Annotated in this window: 19 protein-coding genes; 11 read left to right on the top strand and 8 right to left on the bottom strand. The window is 72.3% G+C overall.

Features of this window, described 5'->3' with window-relative positions; translation table 11 throughout:
* Positions 1-8 precede the first annotated feature (8 nt).
* Positions 9-662 (top strand): LuxR C-terminal-related transcriptional regulator, encoded by a 654-nt coding sequence (locus ABEA24_RS50650; RefSeq protein ID WP_345443346.1) that lies wholly within the window; start codon positions 9-11, stop codon positions 660-662.
* The gene (locus tag ABEA24_RS50645; RefSeq protein WP_345443343.1) at positions 659-1,897 is read left to right on the top strand and encodes a sensor histidine kinase; all 1,239 of its coding nucleotides are present in this window, start codon (positions 659-661) and stop codon (positions 1,895-1,897) included. The genes ABEA24_RS50650 and ABEA24_RS50645 overlap by 4 nt, the downstream gene beginning before the upstream one ends.
* Here ABEA24_RS50645 and ABEA24_RS50640 read toward each other — a convergent pair.
* Positions 1,888-2,427, bottom strand: a complete 540-nt coding sequence (locus tag ABEA24_RS50640) for a hypothetical protein (RefSeq protein ID WP_345443340.1) — start codon at positions 2,425-2,427, stop codon at positions 1,888-1,890. The two genes, ABEA24_RS50645 and ABEA24_RS50640, sit on opposite strands and share 10 nt — an antisense overlap.
* Before the next feature lie 155 nt (positions 2,428-2,582).
* Positions 2,583-3,863, bottom strand: a complete 1,281-nt coding sequence (gene clpX, locus ABEA24_RS50635) for an ATP-dependent Clp protease ATP-binding subunit ClpX (protein WP_345443337.1) — start codon at positions 3,861-3,863, stop codon at positions 2,583-2,585.
* Positions 3,864-3,982: 119 nt separating this feature from the next.
* Here clpX and ABEA24_RS50630 point away from each other — a divergent pair, with 119 nt between their 5' ends.
* Together ABEA24_RS50630 and ABEA24_RS50625 are read left to right on the top strand one after the other, a co-directional pair.
* Positions 3,983-5,080, top strand: coding sequence for a TetR family transcriptional regulator (locus tag ABEA24_RS50630; protein ID WP_345443491.1), 1,098 nt, complete (start codon positions 3,983-3,985; stop codon positions 5,078-5,080).
* Between the two features lie 33 nt (positions 5,081-5,113).
* Entirely contained in the window at positions 5,114-5,713 is a 600-nt protein-coding gene (locus tag ABEA24_RS50625; protein WP_345443334.1) for a P-loop nucleotide/nucleoside kinase family protein, read from the top strand.
* Here the strand turns inward: ABEA24_RS50625 and ABEA24_RS50620 are convergent.
* On the bottom strand, positions 5,685-7,490 hold the full coding sequence (locus ABEA24_RS50620; protein WP_345443331.1) for a hypothetical protein: 1,806 nt from the start codon (positions 7,488-7,490) through the stop codon (positions 5,685-5,687). The genes ABEA24_RS50625 and ABEA24_RS50620 overlap by 29 nt on opposite strands.
* 144 nt (positions 7,491-7,634) lie before the next feature.
* Here ABEA24_RS50620 and ABEA24_RS50615 point away from each other — a divergent pair, with 144 nt between their 5' ends.
* Positions 7,635-8,399, top strand: a complete 765-nt coding sequence (locus ABEA24_RS50615) for a hypothetical protein (RefSeq protein ID WP_345443328.1) — start codon at positions 7,635-7,637, stop codon at positions 8,397-8,399.
* 480 nt (positions 8,400-8,879) lie between these two features.
* Here ABEA24_RS50615 and ABEA24_RS50610 read toward each other — a convergent pair whose 3' ends face one another.
* Both ABEA24_RS50610 and ABEA24_RS50605 read right to left on the bottom strand, forming a co-directional pair.
* Positions 8,880-9,854 carry a helix-turn-helix transcriptional regulator gene (locus ABEA24_RS50610; RefSeq protein ID WP_345443326.1) on the bottom strand — a complete coding sequence of 325 codons (975 nt, stop codon included), beginning with the start codon at positions 9,852-9,854 and terminating at the stop codon, positions 8,880-8,882.
* Between the two features lie 173 nt (positions 9,855-10,027).
* Complete coding sequence (locus ABEA24_RS50605) at positions 10,028-10,936, bottom strand: NADP-dependent oxidoreductase (protein WP_345443323.1); 909 nt, start codon at positions 10,934-10,936, stop codon at positions 10,028-10,030.
* Between the two features lie 179 nt (positions 10,937-11,115).
* Here ABEA24_RS50605 and ABEA24_RS50600 point away from each other — a divergent pair, with 179 nt between their 5' ends.
* Entirely contained in the window at positions 11,116-12,327 is a 1,212-nt protein-coding gene (locus tag ABEA24_RS50600; protein WP_345443320.1) for a serine hydrolase domain-containing protein, read from the top strand.
* Positions 12,328-12,349: 22 nt separating this feature from the next.
* Here the strand turns inward: ABEA24_RS50600 and ABEA24_RS50595 are convergent, their stop codons facing one another.
* Entirely contained in the window at positions 12,350-12,949 is a 600-nt protein-coding gene (locus tag ABEA24_RS50595) for a TetR/AcrR family transcriptional regulator (RefSeq protein ID WP_345443317.1), read from the bottom strand.
* A gap of 98 nt (positions 12,950-13,047) precedes the next feature.
* On the opposite strand from ABEA24_RS50595, the gene ABEA24_RS50590 reads away from it, so the two are divergent.
* Both ABEA24_RS50590 and ABEA24_RS50585 read left to right on the top strand, forming a co-directional pair.
* A complete protein-coding gene (locus tag ABEA24_RS50590) occupies positions 13,048-13,506 on the top strand; it encodes a nuclear transport factor 2 family protein (RefSeq protein WP_345443314.1) in 459 nt (152 codons plus the stop codon).
* 134 nt (positions 13,507-13,640) lie between these two features.
* Positions 13,641-14,426: an SAM-dependent methyltransferase gene (locus tag ABEA24_RS50585; protein ID WP_345443312.1), complete on the top strand. Its 786-nt coding sequence runs from the start codon at positions 13,641-13,643 to the stop codon at positions 14,424-14,426.
* A gap of 137 nt (positions 14,427-14,563) precedes the next feature.
* Here ABEA24_RS50585 and ABEA24_RS50580 read toward each other — a convergent pair whose 3' ends face one another.
* A complete protein-coding gene (locus tag ABEA24_RS50580) occupies positions 14,564-15,715 on the bottom strand; it encodes a glycerate kinase (protein WP_345443310.1) in 1,152 nt (383 codons plus the stop codon).
* Positions 15,716-15,821: 106 nt separating this feature from the next.
* Entirely contained in the window at positions 15,822-16,307 is a 486-nt protein-coding gene (locus ABEA24_RS50575; protein ID WP_345443307.1) for a MarR family winged helix-turn-helix transcriptional regulator, read from the bottom strand.
* Positions 16,308-16,364: 57 nt separating this feature from the next.
* Here ABEA24_RS50575 and ABEA24_RS50570 point away from each other — a divergent pair, with 57 nt between their 5' ends.
* From ABEA24_RS50570 to ABEA24_RS50560, 3 genes are all read left to right on the top strand, one after another.
* The gene (locus ABEA24_RS50570) at positions 16,365-16,580 is read left to right on the top strand and encodes a hypothetical protein (protein WP_345443304.1); all 216 of its coding nucleotides are present in this window, start codon (positions 16,365-16,367) and stop codon (positions 16,578-16,580) included.
* Between the two features lie 85 nt (positions 16,581-16,665).
* Positions 16,666-17,418 carry an SDR family NAD(P)-dependent oxidoreductase gene (locus ABEA24_RS50565; RefSeq protein ID WP_345443301.1) on the top strand — a complete coding sequence of 251 codons (753 nt, stop codon included), beginning with the start codon at positions 16,666-16,668 and terminating at the stop codon, positions 17,416-17,418.
* A 38-nt stretch (positions 17,419-17,456) separates the two neighbouring features.
* On the top strand, positions 17,457-17,921 hold the full coding sequence (locus ABEA24_RS50560) for a MerR family transcriptional regulator (protein WP_345443298.1): 465 nt from the start codon (positions 17,457-17,459) through the stop codon (positions 17,919-17,921).
* The last annotated feature ends 131 nt before the right edge of the window (positions 17,922-18,052 follow it).

Here is an 18,052-nt window from a genome sequence, read left to right as displayed (position 1 = left end):
GTGGGCGCGTGCTCCATATCGCGGTTCTCGATGATCACCCGGTCGCCCGCCACGGGCTCAAGTCGATGCTCGCCGCCCTCCCCGACTGCGACGTCGCCGTGTCCGTCGCCTCACTCGACGAGGCTCGTGCCGCGTTAGGGGACGACCCTCGCATCGGCCTGTTGGTGGCCGACCTCTACCTGGACGGCGGCCGGCCTTCGATCTCGGCCATCAGCGAATTCGCGGAGCGGTTGCCCGTGCTGGTGATGTCGGCGTCCGCGCGGCGGGCCGACGTGATCGGTGCCATCCGCGCCGGCGCCGCCGGGTACCTGACGAAGTCGTCCTCGCCCGAGCTGTTCCGCTCGGCGGTCATGACAGTGGCGGCCGGGGGTTTCTTCCTGGCCGCCGAGCTGGCCGATCTGCTCCAGGCGGAGCTGGCCGCCTCGGCGGCGACGATCGAGGCCGTTCCTCGCCTGTCCGATCGGGAAGAGGAGACGCTGTCGTACATCGCCCGGGGCTTCACCCACGCCCAGATCGCCACCCGCATGCACGTCCGCAAGTCGACCATCGACACCTATGTGGAGCGGATCCGCACCAAACTCCAGGTCGGGAACAAGGCGGATCTCACGCGGGCCGCCCTGCGCCGAGCCGATGCCGCAGAGCCGCGCCCGGACACCCAGTGAGCCGAGCGGACGCCGGGCACCCGTCGTCCGGGGCGGGAGCAGAACACGCCGAACGCGTCCTCATGCGCGCGTTCGTCCTGTTCCGGCTGGGCGGTCTGTTGCAGATCGGGGTCGCGGTGGTGACCGCCGGGACTCGTCAGCCGCATTCACTGGCGGTGGTGTCACTCGCGGCCGTGATCACCGCCGAGAGTCTGGGCCTCGTCGCGCTCGCCGTACGACGACATCGTGTCCCTCCCGCCACGCTCATCGCATTGGACGTCTGTCTGTGTGTGGCCGGCCTGTTCGTGGGCGCGGTGCTGGCCCGGCGCCAGGACGCCCACAGCTGGGGCTACTTCATGTATCCCTACTCGCTCCTCGCGGGCGTGGGAATCGGGTTGGGGATGCGCCCGGGCCTCTCGCTGGCCTGCGGGACCGGCGTGCTCATGGGCGGCTACATCGGTTCCGCGCTGACGGAGCTGGGCGACCCGGTGTGGAACGTCATCCCGAACTCCCTCACCTATGTCTGCAACATCGCGATCGCCGCCATCGTCGCCCACACGCTCCGCCGCGACGGCCGGAACCTGGATCGGCTGAGCATGCGGCTCGCCCACGAGGAGAGCAGGCGCGCCCGGGAACAGGAGCGGGCTCGGCAGGCGAGGCTCCTCCACGACCGGATCCTCCAGACCCTCGAGACCCTCGTGCGGGACGATCGCAAACTCGACGGCGTCCTGCGCGATCGACTGGTCGCCGAGACCGGCTGGCTGCGCGCCTTCGTCCGGGACGGCGAGGCCGAACCCTGCGACGACCTCGAAGAGGCCCTTCGGCTGCTGGCCGAGGAGAAGACCCTTGCCGGGCTGCGGGTGGAGCTCCACAGCGAGCAGCTCCGTACGGCGGCACGGGGACTGCCGCCGCCGTCCGTGGCGACGGTCGAAGCGATCGTCGGAGCAGCACGTGAGGCCCTGACCAACGTGCAGAAGCACGCGGCGGTCGACCGGGCGGTGGTGCGGGCGGAGCTGACCGATGGCGAGTACATCGTCACGGTGCTCGATCACGGTCGGGGGTTCATCGCGGACGCGTCGGCGGCCGGCACCGGGGTTCGTGAGTCGATCAAGGCGAGGATGGCAGAGGCGGGAGGGAGCGGGACCGTGGAGTCCGGCCCCGGGGACGGCACCTACGTCGAGCTTCGGCTGCACGCCACCGCCCCGTCCACCGGTGACGGCGGAACGGGGCGGCGCGTCGGTCCGGGTCAGAGGTAGATCCGGCCCCCGAATCCGATCAGCTGGTTGTCGTAGTACCAGTTCGGCCCGTTTCCGATGCCGTTGCCGAGGTTGTTGAAGCTGCTGTCGTACGCCTTGAAGATCTCGACGGATCGCGTCAGGCAGTTGTCGTTGACGACGTTGTACGGCCGGCTGTAGACCTGGTTCACCTTGTTCTTGGCCGCGGTCACCGAGCTGTTGGTCGTGTCCTTGCACCGGAAGTGGTCGTAGTAGCCCCTTCCGTTCGTGGTGCGGAACGTGGCCAGCATGGTCGCGTAGTTGCTCTCCCGCTGCCAGTTCCAGCTGGCGCTCTCGGTGGCACCGTAGATCCAGTCGTCCGCCGGGCCGACGCGGAACGCCCATCCGACGTGGCCCAGCCCGTTGGCGCCTTCCGTGGCGTTGAACATGCAGGCGCGGCCCTTGCCGAGGGCGTGGGCGGGCCGTGCCGTGGCGAGTCCGAGACCCACCAGAGCGAGCGCCATGACCATGAGTGCCGTGATCCACCGGCGAGGGGATGCGATTGCCGACATTGAATGCCGCTCCCGTCGATCTGTGACGGCCGTCCGAGGCCGCCGGAGACAAGAGCAAGATTCGCTCGCCGAAGGTACGTGTGTCTGTCCGGCGTACCGTCATGCGAATGCACCACAAGGCCGCGTGGCGCGGGTCGTGGTGCTTTCCGGGACCCTCAGGCCGACTTCTCGGGGCGCTCCTCGCCGCCGTACGGGCGCTCGCGCGGTACCAGAGTCGGATTGACGTTCCGCAGGACGGTCTCGCCGGTGACCACGACCTTTGCGACGTCGTCCCGGCCCGGCACGTCGTACATGACGCCCTGGAGGACCTCTTCGAGGATCGCGCGGAGCGCCCGCGCGCCGGTGCGGCGCAGCAGGGCTTGGTCGGCGACCGCGCCGACGGCGTCGTCGGTGAACTCCAGCTCGACCCCGTCCATCGCGAAGAGCTTCCGGTACTGCTTGATCAGCGCGTTGCGGGGCTCGGTGAGGATGCGGGTCAGGGCCGCCCGGTCCAGGGGCTCGACGCTCGAGACCACCGGGAGCCGGCCGACGAACTCCGGGATCAGCCCGAACTCCCGCAGGTCCCCGGGCGTCACCCGGGCGAAGAGGCCGTCCACGCCGTCGTCGGCGCGGAGCGCGGCGCCGAACCCGGCGCCCCTGCGCCCGATCCGCCGTTCGACGATCCGCTCGAGGCCGGCGAACGCGCCGCCGCAGATGAACAGCACGTCCGTGGTGTCGATCTGGATGAACTCCTGGTGCGGATGCTTGCGGCCGCCTTCCGGCGGGACGTTCGCGACGGCGCCTTCGAGGATCTTCAGCAGCGCCTGCTGGACGCCCTCCCCCGAGACGTCCCGGGTGATCGACGGGTTCTCGGCCTTGCGGGCGAGCTTGTCGATCTCGTCGATGTAGACGATCCCGGTCTCCGCCCGCCGGACGTCGCCGTCGGCGGCGCGCAGCAGCGCGAGGAGGATGTTCTCGACGTCCTCCCCCACGTAGCCGGCCTCGGTGAGCGCGGTGGCGTCGGCGACGGCGAACGGCACGTCGAGGGTCCGCGCGAGCGTCTGCGCCAGGTGGGTCTTGCCGGAGCCGGTCGGCCCGATGAGCAGCACGTTGGACTTGCCGAGCTCGACCGTCTCCTCGCGGGCCTTCCGGCGCCCGGTCCGCGCGCCGAGGCGCTTGTAGTGGTTGTGGACGGCCACGGCGAGGGTCTTCTTGGCGGATTCCTGGCCCACGACGTACTGGTCGAGGAAGGCGTGGATCTCACGGGGCCTCGGCTGCCTGCGGACCGGACCGCGGGCGTCCCCGTCGTCGTCCGCGATGAGGTCGTTGCAGATGGCGACGCACTCGTCGCAGATGTACACCCCGGCCGGGCCCGCGATGAGCCTACGGACCTGGCGCTCTCCTTTCCCGCAGAAGGTGCACTTCAGCGGGTCCGCGCCCGCACCGGTGCGCGACATTCGCAACGTCTCCTCAGGGTCCGCGACTGCTTCGGATGACCAGACCATATGATCTCATCATCTGGATGGCGACGGTATCTTCTACCGCCACGTACGGCAATCCGGCGACCGGGGGAACGATGGTGCGGCTCACGAGGGCGCAGGCCCAGGAGCGCAACCGCGCCCAGGTGCTGGTCGCCGCGCGCGAGGAGTTCGCCGAGCGCGGCTACCGCGACGCCAAGGTCGACCACATCGCCGAGCGCGCCGGGCTGACCCGGGGCGCGGTCTACTCCAACTTTCCCGGCAAGCGGGCCCTGTACTTCTCCGTCCTCGCCGAGGACGCCGAACAGCGTGGCGCCCCACCCGCCCCGGCGACGGCCAGCACCCCGCGCGAGGCGCTCGGCGCGCTCGCCCGGGCCTGGATCGCCCGGCTCCCCCTCGCCACCGACGACGCGGACCGGAGGCGCATCGGCCTCGACCTGCTGCCGGAGGTCCTCGCGGACGACACGGTCCGCGAGCCGTTCGCGCAGCTGATGAGGCTCGACGCGATCCTGCTGGGGCTGGCCCTGGAGCGGCTGCGCCCACCCGGCGCACCGCCCGCCCGGCTCGTACGGGTCGCGGAGGCCGCCCTCACGATCCTCCACGGCGCGAGCCAGATGACCGCCGCCGCGCCCGGCCTGCTCGAGCCCTTCGACCTCGTCACCGTCTGCGAAGGCCTCGCGGACCTCGACCTGGGCGGCGGATGGCCGCCGGTGCCGCCCGTCCCCCCGGCACGGCCCGCCGACGCCCCCTGGGACCCCCCGGACGCGGTGGACGCGGTGCGCGGCGAGCCGGTCCGGCTCGCCCGCGACGGCGTGATCGCGGTCCTCGGCCTGCACCGGCTCGAGGCCGCCGAGGAGGCCGTACGGGCCGCTCCCCCAGGCGCCGAGGTCACCGCCGTGGTGGTCACGGGCGACCCCGGCGAGCTCGCGCCGCTGGCCCGGCTGGTCGTCGCCGACCTGTCCGGTTACCTCCGCCGGGCGTTCCCGCCGTCGGCGTGGCCGGGCCTGCGGGTCGTACACGACCCCACGGGCGTCATCGCCGCGGCGGCGGGCGTCCCCGCCGTGGGCGACGCCACCGAGACCGCCGTCCGCGTCGAGCGTGGCCGGGTCGTCGCCCGCGCCGACGGCAGGGGCGCCTGCCACGCCGCCGCCTCGGCCGGCACCCCCGCCTCAGAGGGAACACCCCGGGCAACGTAGGCGCCCTGCGCCCGCCCAGGCATGATCGGGGGCATGCGCGATGTGGCACGACCGGCGGAGCTGTGGATCGTGGCGGGTCCGCCCGCGAGCGGGAAGTCGACGGTGGCGCGGCTGCTGCTCGAGCGGCTGCGGCCGGTGCCCGCTCTGCTGGACAAGGACACGATGTTCGGGTCGTTCGTCGCGGCGACGCTGCGGGCTTCCGGGCGTTCGGACGGCGAGCGCGAGGGGCCCTGGTACGACGAGCACATCAAGGGACACGAGTACGCCGGGATGACGGCGACGGCCCGGGAGATCCGCTCGCACGGCTGCCCGGTGCTGCTGAGCGGCCCGTTCACCGGACAGGTCCACGACGCCGGGCGCTGGCGGGCCTGGGTCGAGGAGCTGGGCGGGCCGCCCGTCCACCTCGTGTGGGTGCGCTCCGACGCCGAGACGCTCCGCGCGCGGCTGCTGAGCCGGGGGCTCGGCCGGGACACGGGCAAGCTGGAGCGGTTCGAACGGTTCCTCGCCGCCGTGCGGGCCGACGAGCCACCGGTCGTGCCGCACACCGTCCTCGACAACCGGTCGACGGCCCGGCCACTGACCGAGCAGCTCGACGAGGCGTTCCTCAGCGGTGGAACAGCTCGCGGAGATTGACCACGAGCAGCACCCCCGCGACGACGACCAAGGGCGCCAGCAGGACGTACCGGCCGCCGTAGATCACCGCCAGCCCCAGGCCCACGGCGACGGTCAGGCCGCCGGCCAGCATGAGCAGGCCCGTCGCGAAGGCGAGCAGCTTTCGCTTGACCCACGCCTCCATCGTGACGAAGAACATCACGACGGCGGTGAGGAGGATCGTGACGGGCTCGTGCGGGATGACGAAGACGCCGACGAGCGCCAGCAGGAACAGCGGGGTGCTGAGAGCCGCCCACGCGTGCAGGAGTCTCGTGCGCGGCCCGCGGAACGGCGTGTACGGCAGGTGGGGTTCGCGCAGGTGCGCCTGCGCGGCCTCCGGCGCCGGCGGGCGGGCCAGCGTCGCCTCGTGGGCGCTGCGCTCCTCCGCCAGCTCGGTACGGTCGCGGACGAGCAGGCCCAGGGCGGCCTCGGCCTTGACCACCTCGGCCGCCCGCCGGCGGGCGAGGTTGCGGGTGTTGCGGTGCCCGGCCAGGGACAGCGCCGTCGTACGGAGCCGCCGCAGTTCCTCACGGCTCTGCTCGATCTCGACGTCGGCCGCCTTGATCTCCTCGTCCAGGGCGGCGATGCGCGCCCGCAGGTCCCGTCGCTCCTCCTCGGGGGTCGGCGGGATCTTCTGCAGCCCCGCCCAGCCCAACGGGTCGGCCCACAGGGGCCGGACGCGCCCGTCGCGCTCGTACCGCGGCCCGGCCGGAGCTCGCTCACCGCCGACCCAGTCCCGGGTGTCCCGCCCCCACAGCCCGCGGAACCCCCGGACCCACGGCGTCTCGTCGGAGATGGGCACCGCCCGCCATGTACGGGCCCGGCCGGGGCCGATCCGCTCCCCGTCGCCGAGCGCGTAGTCGATGAAGGGGATGCCGACCCCGTAGTGCGGCTTCTCCCGTGACCAGGGGAACGCCAGTGCCATCAGCCGCTGCACCCAGCGGACGTAGCGCCGGAGGCGTGCCGGGTTCACGGTGACGAGGTACTGGCCGGGGAGGAACGCGCCGGAATGCGAGCCCGCCCCGACGAAGACGACCGGGTGATCGCCTTCCTTCCGCAGGTCGGGGTCGTCCCAGCGGCGGCGCAGGTCGTCGCCGCGTTCGTCGTGCGCGGAGACCGCGACCCAGGCGGGCCGCGGGCCGTCCTCCGTCTCGGCGAGGTAGACGGTGACCGACTCCCAGTCGCCCTCGTGGTCGTTGACGCCGGCGAACGTCGTCCGCCAGTCGTTCATCGCGTACAGGAACCAGTACTGCAGCACGATGTAGCCGCCCTCACGGACGACCCGGCCGTAGTAGGTCGCCCCGTCGCGGCTCAGGTGGCGTTCGCCCAGGTCCGCGGCTGCCGCCGCGACCCCGCCCGGCACCGAGCCGCGCAGGAACAGCGAGGCGCGCAGCAGCACGTCGAAGACCCGCCCGATGAGGCCGACGGCGGCCAGGCGGCCCGAGCGGGCGATGGGCGGCTTGGCGCGGGCGCGGTGGGCGCGGACCTCACGCCGGTCGAAGGGCCGCTGAACGAGCAGCAGCGACAGCCCGGTGTCCGGGCGTTCGGCGGCCTCGGCGACCAGGCGTTCGGCCGTGAGCTCGCCCGCCTCGACGAGGCGTTGCTCGCCCTGCCACAGGCTGCAGCAGCCGATGTAGTCCTCGGCGTCGACGGGAAAGAACCGCTCGCCCCGGGTGTAGGCGAGAACCGGCTCGTACCGCCGCAGCAGTTCACGGTCGTGGTCGTGGTCGTGTCGGACGGCCCCGACTTCCTCTGTCACCGGTCCCCCCATCGTGACGACGACTCCGCACGTTATACCGGCTCACATCCCCGCAAAGCGCGGGCGACGGACGCGCTTGAAAGGTTTCTTGCCGGGTAACCCGTAGGCGCCCGAGAGTTCAGGAGCTGATTTTCCATGACCGGGATGCTTCGAGTACCTCGCAGCAGGGGTGCCTTCAGCGGTGTGATCCTCGTGCTGCTCGGCCTGTGGGGCGGCCTGGCCGCACTGGCCGGTCCGTACTTCCACTTCGCGTTCGCGCCGGACAAGGCGTGGTCGTTCACGTCCGGGCGTGTCTGGCTGGAGATCCTGCCGGCCTGCGCGCTGCTGGTCGGCGGTCTGATCCTGCTGGTCAGCGCCAACCGGGCCACGGCGGCCGCCGGGGCGTGGATCGCCGCGCTCGGCGGCGCCTGGTACGTGGTCGGTGGCCCGCTCAGCATGCTGTGGTCCGCCGCCGACCGGCTCGGCCCGCCCGTCGGCGGGACGACCCGGCAGGTCGTCGAGCAGATCGCGCTGCTGACCGGACTGGGCGTGGTGGCCGTGTTCTTCGCCGCGGTGGCGCTGGGCCGCCTCGCGGTCGTCGGGGTCAAGGACGCCCGTCTCGCCGAGCGCGAGGCGTACGTCGAGGAGGCGCCGACCGTCGAGGAGCGTCGGCCGGTGCCCGAGGACCGGCCCGACCCGATCCACGCGACGCAGCCGTTCCCCCGCCGTACGGGCAGGGTGCCCGTGACCCCGCCTGAGCAGGCGGCGCCCCGACCGCCCGAGCAGGCGGCGCCCCGACCGGTCGAGCAGGCGGCGCCCCGGCCGGTCGAGCACACCGTGCCGCCGGCCGAGCCGTCGGACCGCAGGGTCGCCGGCGGTCCCGCCAACGACGACACCCGCACCTTCCGGCGGCCGGGCGAAGGGGTCTGATCCACGATCGTCCCGCCGGGCGAGCCCGGCCCTGCGATCATCGAGGGCATGGACCTCCCCGGCGGGACGTGTCACGTCTGGTGGGCGCCGCGGTCCGCGGCCGCCGAACCACTGACGGCCGTGCTCGGCCCGGACGAACGGGAGCGCCGGTCGCGGTTCCTGCGCCGGGCGGACCGGGACCGCTACCTCGTGGCGCACGCGCTGGCCAGGACCGTGCTCGGCGCCCTGGCCGGGTCGCCTCCGAAGGAGCTCGCGTTCGACCTCGCCTGCGCGGTGCGGCGGCCCCCACGGGAAGCCGCGGCTGCGCGGGAGCGATCTGGAGTTCTCAGCCGAATCGCACACCGGCGCGCCGGCGCGCCGGTCGCCGTAGTCCTCGCACACAAGCGCGCCAGACGCTGTAACCCTCGTACGCACGCGCATCAGTCGCCATTTCCGTCGTGCACCGACGCGTCGGTCGCCGTAGCCGTCTGCACGGGCGCGTCAGGCGCCGTAGCGGGCGAGGATGGCGTGCGCCGACCCGACGATGCGGTCGCGCAGCTCCCGGGGCTCCAGGACCTCGGCATCGGCGCCGAACTTCAGCAGCTCGGTGTGGGCGTGGCGTATGGATTCGATGGGGATGACGGTGCGCACCCAGCCGTCCTCGTCCGGCGGCCCGGCGTTCCGCTGGGCCGCGCGGATCACCTCCGGCGTGAGCAGGTGGCGAAGGGCCCGCATCCCGTCCGGGGAGAACCGGACCACCGCCTCACCGCTGAACATCCCGCTGCGGAACCGCTCGAGGTAGGACCGCCAGAACTCGGCGAGGTCGAAGTCCACTGGCCGCTCGAACTCCTCCTCAATCATCTGCAGCCCGAGGATCCGGTCGACGCGGTAGGTGCGTTCGTCGCCGTCCGACCGGCCGATGAGGTACCAGTTGCCCGCCTTCAGAACCAGGCCGAGCGGGTCGACGGTGCGGGTGATGTCCGTGGGCGTCTTCCAGCGGCGGTAGCGCATGTGCAGCCGGCGCTGTTTCCACACGGCGTCGGCGACCGTGTTGAGGTACGGCGTGGGCTCTTCGCCGTGGAACCACCCGGGCGCGTCAAGGTGGAAACGCTCGCGGATCCGTGCCGCGCGCTCGGCCAGCTGCGGGGGCAGCGCCGCCATGAGCTTCAGCTCGGCCGCCGCGAGGACCGTACCGAGGCCGAGCTCGGCGGCGGGCCCGGGCAGGCCGGTGAGGAACAGCGACTCGGCTTCCTCCGTGGTCAGCCCCGTCAGACGGGTGCGGTAGCCGTCCAGCAGGCGGTATCCGCCCGCCGGGCCGCGGTCGGCGTACACCGGCACGCCCGCCGCCGACAGGGACTCGACGTCGCGGTAGATGGTGCGCAGGGACACCTCCAGCTCGTCGGCCAGTTCCTGGGCGGTCATGCGGCCCCGCGACTGCAGCAGCAGGAGGAGGGAGACCAGGCGGCTCGCACGCATGCGCCCAGTCTGCCGGGCGGGCACGGCGCATCCGACCGCACGGTGCGCGTCGGACCCGGACGGTCGCCCCACTCAGCGGCCCGCACCGGACGCGCGTCGTCGTGGAACGCCGGCCGGTACGCGGCCGAGCCGGGTACCGGCGACCGCCCAGCGCGCGTCGGCGCGCGGGCGGGTCAGATGACGATGACGGTCTTGCCGCGGGCGCGGCCGGTCCTGCTCTGGGCGAGGGCGGCGGGCGACTGGGGCAGGGTCACGGTGTCGCCGATGAGCACGCGGACGTGGCCGGCGTCGATCTCCTGGGCGAGGCGTTCCAGCCGGTCGGTGCCCGCCTCGTTGAGGAAGTTGGCCGCGTTCACCGCGGGAAAGCCCTCCTCCGGGACCGCGAAGACCGGGCTGAGCACCGTGCCGCCGGGACGGACGGCCGGCAGCAGCCGGCGCAGTCCTTCGGTGTCGCTGACCAGGTCGATCACGGCGTCGACCTGCGAGGTCAGCTGGTCGGCGACGGGACCGGCCTGGTAGTCGACGATCTCGGCCGCGCCCAGCGCCCGCATCAGGTCGGCCTTGTCGGCGGACGCGGTGGCGACGACCGTGATCCCGCGCGCGGCGGCCAGCTGCGTGGCGAACGTGCCCACGCCTCCCGTCGCCCCGGTGATCAGGAGCCGGTGCGCGTCGCCGATCCGGTCGACGAGGTTCAGCGCCGTCGTCCCGGCGGTCGGCACGGCCGCCGCCTCGCTCAACGCGATCGTCCGTGGCGGAGGCGCGAGGGCGCCGACGCGGGCGACGGCCCGTTCGGCGTACGATCCGCGGCCGCGCCGTGGATCGCCGAACTGCCCGAACACCGGGTCGCCGGCCTGGAAGGCGGTGACGCCCGGCCCCGCCCGCTCGATGGTGCCCGCCCCGTCGGTGCCGACGACCAGCGGGAACACCGCGTCCGGGACGGCGCCGTCGATGACCTTCCAGTCGAACGGGTTCAGCCCGGCCGCGGTCATCCGGACGAGTACCTCGTCCTGGCCCGGCTCGGGCACCGGCTGGTCGGTCAGCTCCGGCTCCGCCCCGAAATCGGACACCGTGACAGCTCGCATAAGGTCCCCCCGAAAACGGCCGTGCTGCACCGAGCACTACCCTGGGTAATCAAGGCTCATTCGTCGGCACGCGGGTTGGGCGATCTTGCCCTCGGCTGCGGATAGCCTTCAGGGGTTCCCATGCCCCTGGCGATCATTGGCAGGTTCGACAAGTGCGACCGACAGGCCGTGGAGTGACCATGGCACGTCTACACGTGGCCGGATCCGGCGCCGCCCTGGCCCTCGTCCTCGCGGCGGCGACCGCGTGCAGCAGCGACTCCGGCGGAGGTGCGGCTCACCCGCCGAGCGCGGCCGGTGTCCCGTCCGCGACCTCGGCAGCGCCGAGCCCGACCCCGAACCCCCTCGCCACGTCGCCCGTGCCCGCCGGCGACCCCACCGCGGCCGCGATGAACGCCTACCTTCAGGGCCTCGCGAAGAAGGGCAAATTCACGGGCGTGGCCGAGGTGGTCCGGCATGGTCAGGTACTGGCCCGCTTCGCCGCGGGCAAGGCCGACGAGGCCAAGAACACCCCGAACCGCCCGGACACGATCTTCCGGATCGCCTCGGTGAGCAAGCAGTTCACCGCCATGCTCGTGCTGAAGCTGCAGGATCAGGGCAAGGTGAAGCTCGACGACAAGGTCTGCCCGTACCTGGTCCCGACCTACATCAAGTCCTGCCCGGCGGCGTGGCGCCCGATCACGGTGCGCGAGATCCTCGTCCACACCTCCGGAATCCCGGATATATCCGAGATGCCGGACTTCTTCACGAAGCTCGACCAGCCGACCACGACCAAGGAGATCATCAGCCGGTTCGTGAACAAGCCGCTGGATTTCAAGCCCGGCACGGGCTGGAAGTACAGCAACTCGGGCTACATCCTCGCCGGAGCGATCATCGAGAAGGTGACCGGCAGGTCGTACGGCGAGGTGCTCCAGCAACAGATCACGGCCCCGCTACAACTCCAGCACACCGGCTACAGCGAGACCGACCCGCCGGACGGCTGGGCCAAGGGCTACCTCACGGTCGGCAAGCCGGCGGGCCACATCAACGGGTCGCAGGCCAACGCCGCGGGCGGCGTCTACACCACGGCCGACGACCTGGCCCGCTGGGACCGGTCGTTCGGCGCGAACCTGGTCGCCCCGCCGGCGACGGTGAAGCTGGCCTTCACCTCCCAGGCCGACTGCCCGTCCGGCGGCTGCCTCGACTCGCCCTCCAGCGGCTACGCCTTCGGCTGGCTCGTCGACCGGCTGAACGGGCACCGGTACCTCTACCACCCCGGCCTGCTGGAGGGGTACCACGCCAGCAACGTCTACCTGCCCGACGACGACATCGCCGTCGTCGCACTCAGCAACGTCCAGGACACCGACGTCAACGGCATCGCCCGCCACCTCGCCGAGCTGGCCCTCAAGCCCTGACGGCGGGCGCCCCCTCCGCGCCCTACTCGCGGGGCGCGCGCAGGCCGTCGAGGACGACACCGAGGGTGCGCTCCCGTACCGCGGCGTCACCGGCGACGCGCTCGGCCGCCCCTGACGCGCCGACGAGGAGGGCCAGGACCTCAGGGAGGCCGATGTCGTGCCGTACGGCACCGGCGTCCTGGGCGCGGCGAAGCAGCGCGCCGAGCGCGCGTTTCAGCTCGCCCCCTGTCTCGGCCGTGGTCGCGCGGACGTCGACGCCCGCCTCGGCCAGTGCGGCGGTGAAGGCGTTCTTGGTCGCGGCGTGGCCGACGACCTGGGTGAAGAAGGCGAAGAACGCCTCGCCCGGGTCCTCCGCGCCCATGAGCGCGTCGGCCTCGGCGGCGAGCCGGTCGAGCCGGGCGACGAAGACCGCTTCGAGCAGGGCCTCCTTGGTCGGGAAGTGGCGGAACACGGTGCCGATGCCGACGCCCGCCTGCCGGGCCACCTCCTCGGTGGACACGGAGGTGCCGTGGGCGGCGAAGACGGCCTCGGCGGCCTCCAGGATCCGGGCGCGGTTGCGGAGCGCGTCCGCGCGCAGCGGCCGGCCGCCGCCCGGTCCGGGCGCCCGCTTCGGTGGCGTCATCGGATCCCTCCTCATTGACAATCGGAGTAGAAACTCCGGATAATCCTTAACGGAGATGTCACTCCGCTTATTCCCGTACGATCTCGCAGGAGTCTCGCATGCCCGAACAGCTCACGCCGCGCGCCGTCTTCGAGCGCCTGAACCGTGGCATCGCGGAAGGACGGTGGAACGACCTGGCCGACCTGTACGCCGAGGAAGCCGTGGTCCATCAGCCGTTCGCGCCTCCGGCGCCCGCCGACGGGCCCTCGGCGCCGACCGTCATCCGGGGCCGGGAGACCCTCCGGGCGCGCTTCGCGGGGGCGGACCGGATGGGCCTGAGGTTCGGCGTCCGCAACGTGGTGGTGCACGAGACCGCGGATCCGGAGGTCGTCATCGCGGAGTTCGACTACGACATCCCGGCGGGCGACGAGGTGCTCACGGCGGCCAACATCCAGGTGCTGCGGGTTCGCGACGGCCTGGTCGTCGAGACGCGCGACTATCACGACCACCTCACGATCGCCCGCGCGACCGGCAGCCTCCCGGCCCTCGTCGCCGCCCTCACCAGGGAGCCCGTGTGACGCGGTCGTCGTCGATGTCCTGAATGATCCGGGTATTTCACTACTCACAGCGGCTTTTACGCCCATGGCCCAAGGTGGCCATGTCTTACCTGGCTCATGACTGGTTGTCGGCTCGGCACATAGGCTTACCGATCATGGAGGAACGGATCCCCGACGTCATCGACGTCCACACCCCGTCCCCCGCCCGCATGTACGACTACTGGCTGGGCGGCAAGGACAACTTCGCCGCCGACCGTGAGGCGGCCGAGAAGGTCATCGCCGCCCACCCCGAACAACGCAGGCTCGTACGGGCCAACCGCGACTTCCTCGTCCGCGCGGTGCGCTTCCTCGCCGACCAGGGGATCGAGCAGTTCCTCGACCTCGGAACCGGCATCCCGACCTCACCGAACGTGCACGAGGTGGCGCGAGAGGTCCAGCCGGCCGCACGGGTCGTCTACGTCGACAACGACCCGATCGTCTTCGCGCACAACCAGGCGTTCCGCGCCACCGACGACCGGATCGCCACCGTGCAGGCCGACGTCCGCCGCCCGAGCGAGATCCTCGGCGATCCGGCCGTCAAGCGGCTGCTCGACTTCGACCGGCCGGTGGGACTGCTCGCCATCGCCGTCCTGCACTTCGTCCCGGAGGGCGAGGCCGTGATGGCCACGCTGCGGGAGGCCCTGCCGCCCGGCAGCTTCGTGGCGCTGTCGACCGGCACGTACGAGGGGCTCACCCCGGAGCAGCGCGAGCGCATCGAGAACGCCTACGCCAAGGCCAGCGCCCCGGCCGTGATCCGCTCCCGTGCGGAGATCGAGCGGCTGTTCGCCGGGTTCGACCTGGTCGAGCCGGGTCTCGTGCACGTCGCGAAGTGGCGCGCCGACGGCCCGGAGACCCGAGGGCGCCTGCTCGCCGGCGTCGGCTCGCTCAAGCCGGCGGACTGAGCCGCTCCCCCGATCTGCTCGCAGACGTCGGCTCGCTCAGAGCGTCAGCCGCGGACGACCGACCGGCGCACCTGAACCGCGTCGGCGTCGGACGGCTCACGAGCAGCCCACCTGAGCCGCTCGCCGACGTCAAAGGCTCACGAGGTCGCATGTGGGCTGAGCGGCTCACTGAGGCGGGTGCGGGCGATCTCCTCGGCGAGCCGTTCGAGCAGCGAGCCCGCCTCCGCCATGCACCGGGCCGGGTCCGGTTCGAGGTCCGTCAGCGCGTACGAACCGGCGAACCCCGCGTCGCGGAGCTCCTCGTCGGTCAGCGCCCGCCGCCCGGACACGGCGACGACCGGCACCCCGGCCCGCCCGGCCGCCCGCGCCACGCCGACCGGCGCCTTGCCGCGCAGGCTCTGGGCGTCCAGGGAGCCCTCACCGGTGACGACGAGGCGCGCGCCTTCGAGGTGCGCGGCGAACCCGAGCAGGTCCAGCAGGTAGGCGATGCCCGGCTCGATCCGGGCGGACAGGAACGCCAGCGCGCCGAACCCGACCCCGCCGGCCGCCCCCGCCCCGAGGTGCCCGGCCACCACCATGCCGAGGTCCCGGCGGACGATCGCGTCGAGGCGGGCCAGCCCCGCCTCGAGGATCTCGACCTGGTCCGGGTCGGCGCCCTTCTGCGGCGCGAACACCCGGGCCGCGCCGTCGTGCCCGAGCAGCGGGCTGTCCACGTCGCTCGCCACGACGACGGTGGCCCCGCGCAGGCGGTCGGCGAGGGCGGAGGTGTCGACGGCGTCCAGGTCGCGCAGTGCCGCGCCGCCGGGAGGCAGGTCCCGGCCGTGCGAGTCGAGAAGGCGGACGCCGAGGGCGGCGACCATGCCCGCGCCGCCGTCGGTGCAGGCGCTCCCCCCGAGACCGAGCACGACGCGCCGTGCGCCGTCCGCCACCGCCGCGGCGATGAGTTCGCCCGTGCCACGGCTGGACGCGGTGAGCGGCGTGCGGACACCGCCGGGGAGCACCCGTAGTCCGGACGCCTCGGCCAGCTCGACGACGGCCGTCTCGTCGCGCACGGCGTACGACGCCGTCACGGGCTCACCGGTCGGCCCGCTGACGACGGCCTGCCGCCGGGTGAATCCGGCGGCCACGGCGGCGTCCACCGTGCCGTCACCGCCGTCCGCGACCGGCAGGGCCGTCAGGCGGATCTCCGGATGGACGCGCCGCAGCCCGGCTGCGACGTGCGCGGCCACTTCGGGAGCGGTCAGCGACCCCTTGAACTTGTCGGGCGCGATGACGACGTGGCTGCTCATGGATCCCCTTCTCAGCGGACCGAATCGTTGGATCGTTCCGCCGATTATGCAGTCTTGTCCGGTTCATCCCGCGCTTATCGCTTTCGGCACAAAAGGCGAAAAGATTTCAGCCGGCGGACGTCTCCTCAGGAGCGTCGGCGCGGGCGATGGCGGTCTGGGCCGCGCCGATGACCCGGGTCAGGGACTGGTGGAGGTCCATCAGCTCGGCGACCTCCATGCCGAGACGCTCGACGATGGCCGGCGGGATCTTCTCCGCCTCCGCGCGCAGGGCCCGGCCCTCGGCGGTCAGGGTGACCGCCAGCACCCGCTCGTCCCGGCCGTCGCGGCCGCGCCGGACGTACCCCACGGCCTCCAGGCGCTTGAGCAGCGGCGACAGGGTGCCGGGGTCGAGCTGGAGCAGCCGGCTGAGGTCCTTGACCGACAACGGCGCGTGCTGCCAGAGCGCGAGCATCACGAGGTACTGCGGATGGGTGAGACCGAGGGGCTCGAGCAGCGGCCGGTAGACGGCGACCACGCCGCGCGCCGCGACGGACAGGGCGAAGCACACCTGGTGCTCCAGCGCGAGGGGGTCGGCTATGTCACGTTCGTCCATGGAATCTCCCGGCGTCCGCTGTGGCTACTATATTGTGCACCAACGATTGGGGTACCAATGATGACCAGCGAAGAACTCGCCCCCCGTAAGAAGTCCTACGAGGAGAAGTTCGCCGAGCGGATCGCCGAGCGCGAGGCGAAGCGCGGCCCCCTCAAGGAGGGCAAGGTCTTCGAGCACGGGCCCGCGAAGTTCCTGTTCATGTTCATCATCGGGTTCGTGATCGTCACCCACGTGGTCATCCTCATCGTCATGATGGCCAGCGGGATGCGCTGATCACGCCTCCCGCGGGTTGACCCTGACGCCGGGGTCACGGCATAGCGTCGCGTCCACTCCATCGACATGGTTCGGGAAGGACGCCATGACAGACACGCTGCACGGCCGCGCTGTGATCATCACCGGTGGCGGGACCGGGATCGGCCGGGTGACGGCCTGGCAGTTCGCCGACGAAGGAGCCGACGTCCTGGTCGTCGGACGCACCGAGGATCGGCTCAAGGAGACCGCCGACGGGAGGCCGGGCATCCGCACCTTCGTGGCCGACGTCGCGGCGCCCGACGCGCCTGAGCGGATCGTGGCGGCGGCGACGGAGGCGTTCGGCCGTATCGACGTGCTCGTGAACAACGCCGGCATCACCCGGCCCGCCCCGCTGGGCGAGATCGCCCGTGAGATCGCCGATCGGCAGCTCGCCACGAATCTTCTCGGCCCGCTGTTCCTCGCCCAGGAGGCGCTGCCGCATCTGGAGGCGAGCGGGGGCGTCATCGTCAACGTCACCTCCCTCCCGGGGCACCGGGGCTGGCCGAACAACTCCGTCTACGGCGCCACCAAGGTCGCCCTGGACTTCCTCACACGTACCTGGTCCGTGGAACTGGCATCGCGGGGCGTCCGGGTCGTCTCGGTCGCGCCCGGCGTGACCGAGACCCCGGTGATGATCCACGCCGGATTCAGCCCGGAGCGGCTCGCTGCGTCGCGGGACGAGCTCCTCCGGCTCATCCCGCTCGGGCGTCTCGCCCGGCCGGAAGAGATCGCGTGGTGGATCGTGAACGCGGCACGACCCGAGGCCGCCTATCTCACCGGCGCGGTGCTCACCGTGGACGGCGGCATCAACGTCTCCTGATTGACCCCGCCCCGACGGCAGGGTCTACCGTGCCGGGCATGCGGATCGGAAAGCTGGCACGGGCCGCGGGGACGACGGTGCGGGCACTGCGCTACTACGAGGAGCACGGCCTGCTTCACGCGCGCCGGTCGCCCAACGGCTACCGGGACTATGACGAGTCGGCCGTGCTCCGCGTGCGCAACATCCGGCGGCTGCTCGCGGCCGGTTTCACCGCGGACGAGGTACGGGCCTTCTCGCCGTGCCTCGACCAGCCCAGCGCGGGCGACGGTGCCTGCCCGGAGAGCGTCGCGGCCATCACGCGTAAGCTCGCCGCCCTCGACGAGGAGATCACGGCCCTGGCGCGGATGCGCGACCGCCTCGCCGTCGAGCTCCGACGGGTGCGCGGGGAGTCCGCGGGACCGGGCGACGACACGGACCCGGACGACATCGGCGACCGTAACCGGAACTGGTACGTCCGCCGGGACCGCGTCCAGGAGGTCGCCGGCGACATCGCCGCACGATGACCACGACCGCCTGCGGCCGCAGAGCAGAATGATCTTGCCGTCGGACGTCCGCGCCTCTAAGGTGCGGATTCCGACCGGCGAACGCCAGCCGACGATGGCGCGCCGGCCGTCCTCCGTGACCGCACCCCACA

The sequence above is a fragment of the Actinoallomurus vinaceus genome (genome assembly GCF_039542055.1).
Classification (GTDB): Bacteria; Actinomycetota; Actinomycetes; order Streptosporangiales; family Streptosporangiaceae; genus Actinoallomurus; species Actinoallomurus vinaceus.
The sequence above is the reverse complement of the archived record's forward strand: the minus strand, read 5'-3'. Positions and strand labels throughout refer to the sequence as shown.